We start from the raw sequence: 13,086 nt of genomic DNA, 5'->3' as shown, positions 1-13,086 counted from the left end.
GAAGGAAAACAGATGATCGCCAAACTCACCGGAACGCTCGACAGCATGGGGCATGATCACGCGGTGATCGATGTCGGCGGCGTCGGCTATCTGGTGTTTGCTTCCTCGCGCACCCTCTCAGGTCTGGCCGCCAAGGGCGACAAGGTCGTGTTGCACACTGAAATGCAGGTGAGCGAAACCGACATGCGGCTGATCGGCTTTGCTTCGGCGAGCGAGCGCGACGGCTTTCGCCTGCTCACCGGCGTGCAGGGCGTGGGATCGAAGGTTGCGCTCGCCATCCTGTCCGCGCTCACCCCCGAAGAACTCGCGCGCGCCGTGGCACAGGGCGACAAGGCGATGATCGCCCGTTCGCAAGGCGTGGGCCCCAAGCTGGCGCTGCGCATCGTCAACGAGCTCAAGGACAAGATGGGTGCGATGTCGCTCGGTCCTGCCGGCATCGGCATCCCCGCCTTGGTCGGCAACCACGCCGCCGACGCGGTCTCGGCGCTGCAGAATCTGGGCTTCAAGCCCGCTGATGCGGCAAGGGCCGTGGCGGGGGCGGAAGAGGATCTGGGCGACGGCGCGAGCCTCGATGCGCTGGTTCGGCTGGCGCTTAAGAAGGCGGCGCGGTGATGGCTGGCAAGCTTTGGCTGTTGACCTTTAGCCTAGGTTTGGGTGCGGCCACAGCAACGCCTGCCTCCGCATGCTCATCGCCTGCGGCGTACCGTTCTGTTGTTGTAAACAAGGTCCCGGAACACATTCCAGACTGCGCCGTCATGCTGAAAGTCCGCGTGGTCGAAGCTCTCTACTCCGCCACTTATCGAGAAATTCAGGGCTTGCGGGCGGTCACGGTCGAAAGTTCTTCAAAGATCCCAACAGGTAGCACGATCGAGGTCAGGCAAAAATTGGGCAGTATGTGTAACACTTGGGTAGAAGTATGGTCTGATGACCACGTCTCGACTAGTGGCGTCCTGACCGGATTTGTGACAGGCTATATCAAACGGCAACCGGATGGGTCCTACCTGTTGACGCCGTTACTGTTCCAACGCTTCAAAGACAGAGATTGGAGCAATGGCCCAAAATCTCAGTCGAGAGGCAAGGTACCGTATGGCAAGCCAAGGCCCTTAGATCCCAGCGCCAAATGGGTTCCGTTCAAGATTGATGCCGAAGCCCTGGCTCGCAATCTGGATGAAACCAATGCTGCTATCAGACGGAATCTAGATGAGATGGAGAAATCAAGGCAGACGCCACCGTCTGGCCTTCCCGAGCAGCATTAAGCTATCCATGGAGGCGCGATAAAGCGCCATCGCTGGACTTGGTCCCGCGATCGTCTATAATTTTTCCCATGACGGATATGACCATATCGGTGTCGCCTGCCCTGAAGCAGTGGATCGACGAGCGCGTCGCGCTGGGTGAGTATGCCGATGCAGCCGACTATGTGCTCGACCTGCTGCGGCGGGATCAGGAACAGGCAGCAGAAGACAGCGCCTGGTTGAAGGCACAGATAGATGAGGGACTTAAATCCAGGGTGATGGACAGCGAGCCGGAGGACGTTCTCGACGCAATCATGGCCGAAGACCCCGATCTGCGTGGTTAGGCTGCGTATTGCTGAGGCTGCGCAGCACGATCTGCGCGACATCAGGATTTACAGCAAGGCGGCATTCGGCGCTGCCACCACCCGCCAATATCTGATCGGTTTGCGGGCGACCTTTACCCTGCTGAGGGAAAGACCGTTCATCGGTACATCAGAGGAACATCTGGGTTTCGCAATACGCAGTTTCGGGTACAAGGCGCATCGCATCTACTTTCGCAGCGCGGATGACGAAGTTCTGATCGTTCGCATTCTGCACCATGCCAGAGACGTGCCTAGGATAATGACCTCAGAGCAATGACCACAGACCGCCTCCTCACCCCAGACCGCATCCCCGAAGACCAGGACGCGGCGCTGCGTCCCAAGACGCTGGCCGAGTTTATCGGCCAGGCGGCGGCGCGCGACAATCTGCGGGTGTTCATCGAGGCGGCGCGCGGGCGCTCCGAGGCGCTCGACCATGTGCTGCTGTTCGGCCCGCCCGGCCTCGGCAAGACGACGCTGGCGCAGATCATCGCGCGCGAGATGGGCGTGGGCTTTCGTGCAACCTCGGGCCCAGTGATCGCCAAGTCGGGCGATCTGGCGGCACTGCTCACCAACCTTGAAGAAGGCGATGTGCTGTTCATCGACGAGATTCACCGTCTCAATCCGGTGGTCGAGGAAGTGCTCTATCCCGCGATGGAAGACCGCGCGCTCGATCTGATCATCGGCGAAGGCCCGAGCGCGCGCAGCGTACGGATTGACCTGCCCGCGTTCACGCTGATCGGAGCTACGACCCGGCAGGGACTGCTGACCACGCCCTTGCGCGACCGTTTCGGCATCCCGGTGCGGCTCAGTTTCTATACCGTCGGGGAGCTCGAGGCGGTGGTGACGCGCGCCGCGCGCCTGCTGGGGCTGGGAATCGCTGCCGATGGCGCGACCGAGATTGCCCGCCGCGCACGCGGAACGCCGCGCGTTGCCGGACGCCTGCTGCGCCGGGTGCGCGATTTCGCCAATGTGGCGGGCCAGCCCACCGTGGATGCGCTGGCAGCGGACGCAGCCCTCACCCGGCTTGAGGTCGACAAGCTGGGGCTCGATGCGATGGACCGGCGCTATCTGATGATGATCGCCGATATCTATCGCGGCGGCCCTGTTGGCGTGGAAACGCTGGCGGCGGGCCTGTCCGAGCCGCGCGACACGATCGAGGATGTGATCGAGCCCTATCTCATCCAGCTGGGCCTCATCGCCCGCACCGCGCGCGGCCGCTGCCTCAATGCGCGCGGGTGGAAGCATCTTGGCCTCAACCCGCCCGAAGGCGCACAGGAAGGCCTGTTCGACCTGTGACGGCCGCTCAGCCCCGCAGCCAGCCGGTCACCGCATAGCGCCGATAGGCCGCGGCGCGAGTCACTTCCGAGACGCTGTGCCGCTGGGGAACTGCAAAGACATCGAGCGTGTTGAAGCCGGGCATTTCGCCATGGCTGATCGTGCCCTGCTCGCCGTGAAACAGAAGCTGGCCGCCCCATTCAAGCCGCCATTGCGGGGTCAGACCCAGCACGAACGCCGCGAGCCGCCCCTTGCCTTCGACCGCGTCATCGTGCTCGGTCAGGAAATCCCCGGGCGAATAGGCGGTGGCCTGCGCATCGGCGAACCGGATGCCGCGTATCCCGGTGATGTCGCGCAGCAACCCGATCACCTCAGGCGACGACATGAACGTCGCGAACGCCGTGAGCGGATCGGGGCTGGCCATCCGGGCAACCGCGTCATCGGGGACGCGAATGCTTTCGTAGCGGAACTGGAAGCCGTTGCGCGCTCCGGCATAGACCGCCTGATCCAGCGCCGCGGCGCGCGTCGGCTCCATATGCGAACGGACATCGCGGCTCAGTTCATACAGCAACTCACCCGAATTGATCACCTGCATCCAGTCGCTGCGATCGCGCAGCAGTTGGTGCAGCATCCGGGCCGCGTCGTCGGCGAGGAAGCCGCGAATGCGCACCCGGCCCAACCGCTTGAAGGTCTGGCGCAGGTGAGGAGGTTTCAGGGCAGGGTTAAGGCAGTATGAGGTCGCAGTCATCCCTGCTCCATGGACCCTGAATACCGCTGTTGCAAGTCAGTTGCATAAACGTCTGAACTGAGATCGAAAAGGCGGTTTTTCTGCCGCCTTTGGCTACTCGACCGTGACGGGACGGCGCGACTCTGCGTGGCGAGTCGATGGCCTGCGGCGGAACCAGAAGGTCCAGACCGTGAGCGATCCCAGCAACGTCAGCGCCAACCCCACCAGCGTCATCACGAGTCGATAGGGCAAGCCGCCCACCTTGGCCGCGTGCAGCGGATAGAAGGTGTTGAACCATTGCACCTGCGAGGGCAGCAGCAGCGCGTTGCGCGCCTCGATCAGCCGACTGGTATCGGATGCAAACCACAGCATCGTGCGGCCGTTGGGAAGCCATTCCTCGGGCTGCTTCATCCGCATGGTGATCGGTCCGCCATCCTGCTTCGGCAGGCTGATCAGCCGGATTTCGGCATCGGGGAAATGCTGGCGCGCGGTGCGCACGATCTGGCGCCAGTCGGGTTGGTCGGCCAGCGGCGTGGCCGCAGACTCGGGCGCCTTCAGCGCCGCACCGATGGTGGCGGGCGCAGACGGACCCAGCACCAAGGCTGCCACCGGGCGGAAGATCATGCTGGTGCCGGTGAAGAGGGTGAGCAGAAGCAGCGGCGCGAGGACCACGCCCATATCCCGGTGATGCCACAGGATCGCCGGGCGCGTGAGGCGCGAAGGCAGCAGCCTGAAGCGGAAGGTCCGCCGGGTGCGCCACCACAGCACCAGCCCGCTGAGCACGAAGAACAGCCCGCACAGCCCCGCGATCCCGATCACCCACTCCCCGGTATCTCCGGCGAGCAGATGGTGGTGCAGATCGAACAGGAACAGCTCGGGCCGTCCCCACACGCTGTCCCACCGGCTCACCACGGCGCCGCTCTGATCGGTATAGGCGCCGCTGCCATCGGCATAGGTCAGCCGGTTGAGGCCAAGGCTTTGGGTGGCGAACAGCACGCTGCCGGGGCGCGAATGCGGGTCTGCCATGATCGCCTCGAGCGCGCCCACGACCGCGGCGTTGTCGGCAACCTGCGTGTCATGCGCATGGGGCAGCATGATCCAGGCGTCGCGGTGCAGCAGCACCGTGCCGCTCAGACCCAGCATCGCGAGCACAAGCCCGATGAGCCCGCCGGTCCAGCGGTGAAGCCAGTCCAGCTGCCGCATCAGAAGCGCATGTCCCAGGCCAGCGTCATATTGCGGCCGCGCCCGGCAAAGAACGACAGGTTGTCGGTCGGCAACCGGACATCGCTGTTGTAATCGATATACTGGCGGTTGAAGATGTTCTGCGCGCTCAGGATGATGCGGCCTGGGCCTACCTGATAGCCCAGATAGGCATCGGTGAGCGTATAGCCGCCGAAGTCGTTGCGCGGATCGCGCACCAGCCCGTCAAAGGTCCGCGAGAAATAGACTTGGGTCTGCACCCGTGCCGATACCCTGCCCCGGTCGAAGCTGGCGGCCAGATTGAGGCGGTCGGGCGAGATGTTCGTACCATCCAGATCGGTATCGACCCGGTCGTCGGCATTGGTATCGCTGCGGCCCAGGATATGAGCATAGCCGGCGGAAAGGCGCAGACCATCGATCGGCATCGCCACGCCCAGATTGAGCTCGAGCCCCTCGATCTCGACGCGCTGGCGCTGCACGTCGAATATCCCGTCAGGCCGGGCGACGAGCAGCTGCCCGCGCGAGCTCGTAGACCAGAAATAGGTGACGCTGGCATCCACCGGCCCGCGCTTCACCTCGGCGCCGATCTCGCGGTTGTTCGAGATGATCGGGCTGATATCGAGGAAGTTGTCGAGATCGACCCCCGGCGCGCCGATCGCGCGGGTGATGCGGCCGACATCTGGAACAGTAAAGCCCTCGGCATAGCTGGCGTAGAAGCGGATTCCCTGCGCCGGTTCGACGATCACCCCGCCGTTGAGCAGCACATCGTCGAACTTGGGGCTGCCGCCGGAGACCAGCACTCCGCCGCGCGGGTTGGTGGTGGTGGCGAGCGTGGTGTAATCGTCAATCTTGATCTCGACATTTTCCCAGCGCGCACCACCCGCCAGCCGGACCAGCCCGTCGAACAGCTTGAGATTGGCCTGCGCAAACGGCGCGAGGCTGCGGAACTCGGTGGGTGGCACCCAGACGCGGTTGGTGGCGATCAGCCGCTGTTCGGTGGTATCGAACAGCGCGTCGAACCCGACGATCGCGGTCAGGTCTTCGAAGCCCGGGACTGCGCGTTCATAGCTGATCTTGCCGCCCAGCTTGCGCGAGCGGTTCTGCGACTGGTCGAACAGCGTGCCGACCGGGGCAATGCGGACATCCTGAAAGGCCGCGATCGGGCCGAGCTCTCCGCCAAACGTGTCGCGGCTGCGGTTGAAGAAGATCTGGCTCACGAAATTGCCGCCGCCAAGATCGGTATCGGTCAGCGACAGCGCAACGCTTTCGGTGCGGTTCGCGGCGGGTATGCCCGGCGGCGTGCCGCGCGCCGCAGTGGTGGGCACGCCGGTCAGCCGGTTGCCCGGCACCGCGACGAACTCGCCATCGCCCTTGAGCTCGTAGCGGCTGGCCATCAGGTCGAGTCGCGCGGTCGGGGAAAGCGCATAGCCGAAGCGCCCGAACAGCGAGACCGCATCGGAGGTCTGTGTCTCGCCTTGGGTGAGGTTGAGGCCGATGCGGCGGCCGCGCGCATCAAAGAACACGCCGCGCCGTTCGTAGGACGCACCCACGGTGGCATCGAAGCGGTCCGCCTTGTACTGCACAAGCCCCGCCGCCTTGGCGCCGAACCCGTCCGAACGGACATCGCCATCGGCTGAACCCTGCAACAACACCCTGCCGGAAACTCCCTCCAGCATGGGCGCGCCCACGGTCACCTGGTTGACGATGCCACCGGTGCCGCCAATCCCCTGCAGCGCGTTGGAACCATAGATCAGCTCGACCCGGTCGACGAAAAAGCCATCGATGGTGAAGCCGTCGCGGCTGCCATCGCGCAGCGGGGTGGACTGAGGAATGCCGTTGATCGCATAGAGCGGCGAACGGCCGCGCAGCGTCTCCCCTGCCCCCGACAGCTTGCCACGCGTGGGCGAGAAGGACGGCGTCAGTGCCGCAACGGCATCGGTGATCGACCCTGACAGGATGATCTGCTGGTCAAGCGCTTCCTTGCCGATGATATCGATTGTCAAAGGCAAGGCGCTGGGCGGCAGCACCGTGCGCGCTGCAGTGACCACGATATCAGCCTCCTCCGCAGGCGATGGCTCTTCCGCCGCGTCTGCTGCCAGATCCGCCGCCGAAGCCTGCGCAAGAGCCGGGCCCACCCACAATGTCGCAAGCACGAAGCCCGCCAGCTTTCCCAGTTTCATCTCGTTCCCCAATCTGGGCAGGCTGTTAGCAACGCCCAAATGCTATTGCAACAGATTCGCATTCTCGTGCGCATAGTCTCTGCTGTTGCTGGTCAAGGAGAGGCTGCGCCGTGATGCGAGGGTTGAGGGGCAGGCCCTGGCCCGCTATGCATGGGGCAAGGCCAGCACTCTTCAGGAAGGCACTGTTATCATGTCGGCTGCCACGGCTGCTCCGTTGCATCTTCTGGCCTTGAATCCGGCGCTGGACCGGGGTGCCTTGGCGCGGGACTTTGCCGTCAACCAGCGGCTGCAGATCCGCGATGTACTCGAACCCGAGGCCGCGCGCGAGCTGCGCAAGATCCTGGCGCAGCACACACCCTGGGGCCTGGCATGGTCGGCAGGCAACGATGGCCCGCATGGGCGCCGCCCCGACGAGATAGCTGCGCTGCCCGCCGCCGAACGCCAGCGCATCGCCCAGAACGTGGCCGATGCCGCACAGCGCGGCGATTACGCCTTCAGCTTTGCACGCTACCCGATCCTCGATGCCTATCTCGGGCGCTGGGCACCCGATTCCGCGCACGACATCCTGCTCGAGCATATCAACGACCAGCCATTTCTCGATCTGATCCGATCGGTCACCGGGATCACCGAGCTGATCAAGGCCGATGCGCAGGCGACACTGTTTGCTCCCTCGCAGTTCCTCGGCCTGCACAGCGACAGCCATGTCGGCGAAGGATGGCGCATCGCCTATGTGCTCAGCCTTGCGCCCGATGACTGGAAGCCGGACTGGGGCGGCTATCTCAATTTTCTGGATGATGACGGCGACATCATTGTGGGCTACCGGCCCCGGTTCAACAGCTTGAGCCTGTTTGCGGTGCCCCAGCCGCACCTGGTCAGCTATGTCCCCCCCTTCGCGCCGGTCGGGCGACTCTCGATCACCGGCTGGTTTCGTGACAGATAGGGCGACGCAAACGCCGTACCTCAAGGAATGAGTTTTTGATGCAGGATTTTCAACGGCGGTTCATCGCCGCGCAGCAAGCCTATGCCGCCGGCAACATCGCCGAAGCCGAACGGCTGCTGGACCAGGTCGAGCATATCGGCGGCCCGAATGCCGATGCCTTTCACCTACGCGCGCTGTGCCGCAAGCAGCAGGGCGACCTCGCCAGCGCGGCGAGCCTGTTTGCGACCGCACACCAACACCAACCGCACGACGTGCAGATCCTGGGTAACTGGGGCAACATGCTGGTTGCCGCCGGCGATCATTCTGCGGCTCTCGCAAAATATGACCGCGCGCTCGAGATCGACCCGGGCTTTGCCGATGCGCATTACAATCGCGGGCTGGCGCTGCATCGCATGCAACGCCATTCCGACGCGCTGGCGACCTTCGACTGGCTGCTCGATGCGGGGCATGCCTCCGCCAAGGTACATTCCGCGCGTGGTGCCGTGCTCAAGGACATGGAGCGCCCGCAGGAGGCGATCGCCGCGTTCGATCAGGCGCTGGCGATCGATCCCGACCGTAAGGTCGCGCTCGCCGGTCGTGCCCGGATGGCGCTGGAAACCGGCGCCGCGGACGCGAAGGACCGCCATATCGCGGCACTGCAGCGATCGCAGGGCGACCGAGTGCTGGTGCTCGGCATTGTCCAGGCGATGATGGAACAGGGCGACAACAGCGGCCTCGACGTGCTGGAAGACGTGCTCAAGCAAGACCCGCTGTGGCTCGAAGGGCATCACGAGTTCGCCAAGATGCGCGCCGAGATTGGCGAGGGCGACGCTTATGTCGACCATATCCACGAGGCGATCGGCCGGTTCCCGAAGCACCCCGGGCTGTACGAAGCATTGGCCGCCGTCCAGGCCTCGGCCGGCGAATTCGAGCCTGCGCTAAAGACCCTGCATGATGGCGAGCGCCAGTGTGGCGCGCAACAGGGCTGGCTGTTCGAACTCGCACGGCTGGAGGGCGAATGCGGACGGTTCGACCGCGCCGCTGCCATGCTCGCCCCGCTGCCCGATACCGATCTGACGCGGTGCACCCGCGGACGCATAATGCTGGGGCTGCGCAGGCCGGATGAAGCGGGATCGCTGCTCGAAGCGCTCGTCGCGCGCGCCCCCGACGACATCGTCGCCTGGGCGTATCTTGGCCTCGCCTGGCGTCTGACAGGCGATCCCCGACATGAATGGCTTTCGGGACAACCGGGCCTGGTGCAGGCACGCGCGCTGGACATCGATCCTGCAGCGCTCACCGATACCGCCGATCTCCTGCGGTCGATCCACACCGCGCGATCGCACCCCGTCGGCCAGTCCTTGCGGGGAGGCACGCAGACCCGGGGCCGGCTGTTCTGGCGGCAGGAACCACAGATCCAGGCGCTGCTACAGGCAATCGAGGCTTCGGTTGCCGCGCATTGGGCAAGCCTGCCGCCGCGCGACGCAACCCACCCACTACTCAAGCACCGCGGCGAGAGCCTCGCCATCGCGGGTTCGTGGTCGGTCAGGCTGACGGACTCGGGCTATCATGTCGCGCACATCCATCCGCAGGGCCTGTTGAGCTCGGCCTGCTATATCGTGGTGCCGCAGGAAGCCGACGGCCCGGACAAGGCGGGTTGGCTGGAGGTTGGCGCTGCGCCGACCGAGCTGGGCCTCGCGCTAGACCCGCTGGAGACGATCCAGCCGGTGCCGGGACGGCTGGCGCTGTTCCCCAGCTACATGTTCCATGGCACCCGCCCCTTTGCCCAAGGCGAACGGATGACCGTCGCGTTCGACGCGGTCCTCAGCCGCTAAACCTCTTTCCATCGCTGGCATCAAGGCCTGACGGGAGTTTTCCCGTAGGCTTTGCTGCGCCCGTTGATCCCGGACAAACCCCGGGCGGCGAACACAAAAAAATGGCGGCGAACCGAAGTTCGCCGCCATCTCTTTTAGGTTTGAACCCGATCAGAAGTTCAGACGTGCGCTCACGAAGAAGTCACGGCCGAGCGGATCGTAGAAGCCGGGGACGTTGTTGCCCTGCTCCTGCGCCGTTCCGAGAACCACGGGGGTCTTGTTGAACAGGTTGTTCACACCGGCGGTCAGCTGGAAGTTGTCCGTCACGGCGAACGAGCCGGTCAGGTCAAAGTAGTTGAACGCGCCAACGCGACGGTTCGGGAACAGAGCAGGATCCTGCTCGGTGCGAACCAGACCGTTGAAGGTGTTGATGATGCGGCTGTCGATGCCGGGGCCGTTATAGCGCCAACGCAGCGAGATCTGAGCCGGACCGTCAACATAACCCAGACGGGCGGTGTGACGCCATTTCGGCAGAGCGATCGTGCCTTCGCCAATCGTGACCCGCTCGGGGATCGCAGCCACTGCAGTGGTGCGATATTCGTCGAGATAGGTTCCGAGGAAGAAGAAGGTCAGGCGCGATTCGTCCGAACCGGTGAGCGAGAAGTTCAGCGGGATGTTGTAATCCACCTGAATATCGACGCCCGAGGTCGCCAGCTTTGCGATGTTGGCCGACAGCACCGGAGGGTTACGTCCACCCGAGGTCTCGCCGAGTGCACCCGTGGTCGGGTTGCGCTGACCGGCGAAGATCGAGCAGATCGGGTTGGTCAGATCCTGAGCCACGGTGAAGCAGAGCTGCAGAGCGCTGTTCAGACCACCACCGAAGGTCGAGATCGTGTCCTTCACCTTGATGTTGAAGTAGTCGACCGTGATATTCAGGCGGGGGATGAAGCTCGGACGAATGACCGCACCAATGGTGAAGGTGTCCGAGGTTTCTTCGCCCAGGTTCGGGTTGCCGCCGAACTGTGCCTGGATCTGCTGGTTCGGCTGAACTGCAGTGGTGAACACGTTGCCAGCCGGCACGCCGTTGGCGACGCAGAGTGCGCGAATGGCTGCCGTCTGCAGCGCAACCGGGGTACGGCTCGAGCAGGGATCGATTGCCTGCGGGAAGCCGACCGACTGGCCGCCGAACAGATCCTGCACGTTCGGTGCACGAACCGCACGCTGATACTGACCGCGGAAGGTGATGTCCTGGATGGGAGCGAATTCACCGCCACCAGCATAGGTCCACACACCGCCGACGTTATCGAGCGAGTAATCCGAGTAACGCGCAGCACCGGTCAGTTCCAGACGGTGGATGAAGGATTCATTCACCAGCGGGATACGGAGCTCGGCGAACACTTCCTTGGCGTTGTAGTTACCACCGGTCGGCTGGCCGGCGTTGAAGCCGATCACGTCGCCCGAAGCAAGGAAGGTATCGGGCGTGTACGAAGCCGAAACGCGACGATATTCACCACCGACTGCGAAACCGATCGGTTCCGAGTTGCCGAAGATGCTTCCGAGCGTGCCGCTGATCGAACCGACGATGTTCTGGAGATCCGAGGTTTCCAGGTTGGTCGAGTTGATCGTGACGTAACGCAGCGCGGCGGGATCAGCCAGACCCTGACCGAACACGTTGAGCGGTACGCAGCCAGCAGCGCGGGCAGCAGCATCGCGGCAGCGGGTCACGCCACCAACGGTTTCGGTTTCCAGAGTGGCGCGATAACGGCTGACCGAAACGTTGCCCTGCTGGAACTGCGTGTTCTCGGTACGCGAGTACATGTAGTACAGGTCGTAGTTGATGTTGCTGACGATTTCGCCGCGCAGACCCGTCATGATGCGGAATGCCGAGCGACCCTGGCTCGAGTTACGCGGACCGGACTGGTTGAAGCGGAAGCCAACGTTCTGGGTCGAACGACCAAGAGCGAGATCGGCAGGCGTTGCAGCAGCAGCCAGCGCAGCCTGGGTTCCAGCGTTGAAGAACGGGCTGTTGATCTGCAGGCTGGCAGCGATGCCGCCCGGGGTCGGAGCCAGTTCCTGGTTCACCTTGCTGTTGACATAGCTGACTTCAGCATAGGCTTCGATGCCGTCGGTGATCTGGAAGTTACCATAACCGCCGAACAGGTAACGCTCCTGGGGCAGCTGCAGGTAGTTGTCGGGTGCGAAGTTGTACAGATCTTCCGGGTTCAGGAACGGACGGGTGCCGCCACCGGTCGGGTTGAAGATCAGGCCGTTGCCGCCGCCAACACCGGGCAGGGTTGCGATCGGGGTCGAAGCCGAACCGCCGGGAACGAGACCGATTTCGCCGCCACGAGCGACGCAGGTGCCCAGAGCACCGCCGAGGCTGACGCCAACGCCGGTTGCGCGATCGGTGGTTCCAGCGCGGACGCAGCCGTCACCGGCAGCGAAACGCGAATAGGCGCGGGCGCCCTGGAAGATCGATTCACGACGCAGGTAGTTACCATAAATGGTGACCTGGCCGCGGCCGTCTGCAAACGGAGTGCCGATTGCGAAGTTCACGTCATAACGTGCGCCATCGCCCTTGCCGGTCAGCGAGTAGTTGCCGCCCAGGATGATGCCGTCGATGTTCTGACGCAGACGGAAGTTGACGACGCCTGCGATCGCGTCCGAACCGTAAACGGCCGACTGACCACCGGTCACAACGTCAACGCCTTCGAGCAGGAACTGCGGGATGGTGTTCAAGTCGACGATCTGGTTGGTATCATAGAACATCCAGCGGCGGCCGTTGACCAGCACCAGGGTACGCTGTGCGCCCAGGTTGCGAAGGTTCAGCGTGGCTGCGCCGTTGCCGGGGTTGTTCGAGAAGCTGGTCACGCCAGGCAGAACCTGCGGCAGGGTGTTCAGCACCTGTTCAACGTTGGTGGCGCCAGAAAGCAGGAATTCTTCGGCGGTCACAACAGCGGTCGGGCTGGTGGAGCTGAGGTCGGTACGGGCGATACGCGAACCGGTAACCACGATTGCCTGGTTATCCGATGCCGCGCTTTCATCCGATTGATCCTGCGCCATCGCAGGTGCTGCAAAGCTGCCAGCTGCTACCAGCAGGCTGCTTGTCAGCAGGCCGAGTTTGAAACGAGACGTCATGCTTTTTTCCCCTTGGAGCGTCGCCGTCGAGAGCGACCGTCTTTTGAAAAAATTATGGTTGGAAAGGCATTTTCACCCTTCTTGAGCTTTGCTTACGCAAGAACGCGTTGAAAACGCAACACTGCTCGCCCCTCCGACATACTGTTTCCATGGGGCTGTAGCAAAAAGGTCACAGAAAGCGTCGCAGCCGCATTGTTCGTTAACAAATCCTCTCTTGCGCAAGCTCAAAAGCGGCTTCAGGG

At 63.5% G+C, this 13,086-nt stretch carries 11 protein-coding genes; 7 read left to right on the top strand and 4 right to left on the bottom strand.

Annotated features, from left to right (window positions below):
- Nucleotides 1–12: 12 nt before the first annotated feature.
- The 5 genes from ruvA to ruvB all read left to right on the top strand — a co-directional run bounded on the left by ruvA (nucleotide 13) and on the right by ruvB (nucleotide 2,890).
- Nucleotides 13–612 carry a Holliday junction branch migration protein RuvA gene (ruvA, locus tag B5J99_RS10935; RefSeq protein ID WP_069049563.1) on the top strand — a complete coding sequence of 200 codons (600 nt, stop codon included), beginning with the start codon at nucleotides 13–15 and terminating at the stop codon, nucleotides 610–612.
- Nucleotides 612–1,256 carry a hypothetical protein gene (locus tag B5J99_RS19550; protein WP_162892566.1) on the top strand — a complete coding sequence of 215 codons (645 nt, stop codon included), beginning with the start codon at nucleotides 612–614 and terminating at the stop codon, nucleotides 1,254–1,256. Before ruvA ends, B5J99_RS19550 begins: the two co-directional genes overlap by 1 nt.
- 68 nt (nucleotides 1,257–1,324) lie before the next feature.
- Nucleotides 1,325–1,576, top strand: coding sequence for a ribbon-helix-helix domain-containing protein (locus B5J99_RS10930; protein ID WP_117352392.1), 252 nt, complete (start codon nucleotides 1,325–1,327; stop codon nucleotides 1,574–1,576).
- Entirely contained in the window at nucleotides 1,569–1,871 is a 303-nt protein-coding gene (locus B5J99_RS10925) for a type II toxin-antitoxin system RelE/ParE family toxin (protein WP_162892564.1), read from the top strand. Before B5J99_RS10930 ends, B5J99_RS10925 begins: the two co-directional genes overlap by 8 nt.
- Nucleotides 1,868–2,890 (top strand): Holliday junction branch migration DNA helicase RuvB, encoded by a 1,023-nt coding sequence (gene ruvB / locus B5J99_RS10920; protein ID WP_117352391.1) that lies wholly within the window; start codon nucleotides 1,868–1,870, stop codon nucleotides 2,888–2,890. The genes B5J99_RS10925 and ruvB overlap by 4 nt, the downstream gene beginning before the upstream one ends.
- 7 nt (nucleotides 2,891–2,897) lie before the next feature.
- Here the strand turns inward: ruvB and B5J99_RS10915 are convergent, their stop codons facing one another.
- The 3 genes from B5J99_RS10915 to B5J99_RS10905 all read right to left on the bottom strand — a co-directional run bounded on the left by B5J99_RS10915 (nucleotide 2,898) and on the right by B5J99_RS10905 (nucleotide 6,976).
- Complete coding sequence (locus B5J99_RS10915) at nucleotides 2,898–3,617, bottom strand: 2OG-Fe(II) oxygenase (RefSeq protein ID WP_054134413.1); 720 nt, start codon at nucleotides 3,615–3,617, stop codon at nucleotides 2,898–2,900.
- Between the two features lie 93 nt (nucleotides 3,618–3,710).
- Nucleotides 3,711–4,799, bottom strand: coding sequence for a PepSY-associated TM helix domain-containing protein (locus B5J99_RS10910; protein ID WP_054134414.1), 1,089 nt, complete (start codon nucleotides 4,797–4,799; stop codon nucleotides 3,711–3,713).
- Nucleotides 4,799–6,976, bottom strand: a complete 2,178-nt coding sequence (locus B5J99_RS10905; protein WP_117352390.1) for a TonB-dependent receptor — start codon at nucleotides 6,974–6,976, stop codon at nucleotides 4,799–4,801. The genes B5J99_RS10910 and B5J99_RS10905 overlap by 1 nt, the downstream gene beginning before the upstream one ends.
- 190 nt (nucleotides 6,977–7,166) lie before the next feature.
- Here B5J99_RS10905 and B5J99_RS10900 point away from each other — a divergent pair, with 190 nt between their 5' ends.
- Both B5J99_RS10900 and B5J99_RS10895 read left to right on the top strand, forming a co-directional pair.
- Nucleotides 7,167–7,916, top strand: a complete 750-nt coding sequence (locus B5J99_RS10900) for a 2OG-Fe(II) oxygenase (protein ID WP_117353463.1) — start codon at nucleotides 7,167–7,169, stop codon at nucleotides 7,914–7,916.
- Nucleotides 7,917–7,954: 38 nt separating this feature from the next.
- The gene (locus tag B5J99_RS10895; RefSeq protein WP_117352389.1) at nucleotides 7,955–9,727 is read left to right on the top strand and encodes a tetratricopeptide repeat protein; all 1,773 of its coding nucleotides are present in this window, start codon (nucleotides 7,955–7,957) and stop codon (nucleotides 9,725–9,727) included.
- Between the two features lie 150 nt (nucleotides 9,728–9,877).
- On the opposite strand, the gene B5J99_RS10890 is transcribed toward B5J99_RS10895, so the two are convergent.
- Nucleotides 9,878–12,769: a TonB-dependent receptor domain-containing protein gene (locus tag B5J99_RS10890; RefSeq protein ID WP_236823432.1), complete on the bottom strand. Its 2,892-nt coding sequence runs from the start codon at nucleotides 12,767–12,769 to the stop codon at nucleotides 9,878–9,880.
- Nucleotides 12,770–13,086 lie beyond the last annotated feature (317 nt).

The sequence above is a fragment of the Blastomonas fulva genome, assembly GCF_003431825.1.
In the GTDB taxonomy this organism is placed as follows: Bacteria; Pseudomonadota; Alphaproteobacteria; order Sphingomonadales; family Sphingomonadaceae; genus Blastomonas; species Blastomonas fulva.
This window is presented reverse-complemented; position numbering and strand designations above follow the sequence as displayed.

What these genes read in the sequence shown, in the direction of transcription:
- B5J99_RS10900 (WP_117353463.1), top strand. Translation starts at nt 7,167, where the DNA reads ATGTCGGCTGCCACGGCTGCTCCGTTGCATCTTCTGGCCTTGAATCCG.
- ruvB (WP_117352391.1), top strand. Translation starts at nt 1,868, where the DNA reads ATGACCACAGACCGCCTCCTCACCCCAGACCGCATCCCCGAAGACCAG.
- B5J99_RS19550 (WP_162892566.1), top strand. Translation starts at nt 612, where the DNA reads ATGGCTGGCAAGCTTTGGCTGTTGACCTTTAGCCTAGGTTTGGGTGCG.
- B5J99_RS10930 (WP_117352392.1), top strand. Translation starts at nt 1,325, where the DNA reads ATGACGGATATGACCATATCGGTGTCGCCTGCCCTGAAGCAGTGGATC.
- B5J99_RS10905 (WP_117352390.1), bottom strand. Translation starts at nt 6,976, where the DNA reads ATGAAACTGGGAAAGCTGGCGGGCTTCGTGCTTGCGACATTGTGGGTG.
- B5J99_RS10915 (WP_054134413.1), bottom strand. Translation starts at nt 3,617, where the DNA reads ATGACTGCGACCTCATACTGCCTTAACCCTGCCCTGAAACCTCCTCAC.
- B5J99_RS10895 (WP_117352389.1), top strand. Translation starts at nt 7,955, where the DNA reads ATGCAGGATTTTCAACGGCGGTTCATCGCCGCGCAGCAAGCCTATGCC.
- B5J99_RS10910 (WP_054134414.1), bottom strand. Translation starts at nt 4,799, where the DNA reads ATGCGGCAGCTGGACTGGCTTCACCGCTGGACCGGCGGGCTCATCGGG.
- B5J99_RS10890 (WP_236823432.1), bottom strand. Translation starts at nt 12,769, where the DNA reads ATGGCGCAGGATCAATCGGATGAAAGCGCGGCATCGGATAACCAGGCA.
- ruvA (WP_069049563.1), top strand. Translation starts at nt 13, where the DNA reads ATGATCGCCAAACTCACCGGAACGCTCGACAGCATGGGGCATGATCAC.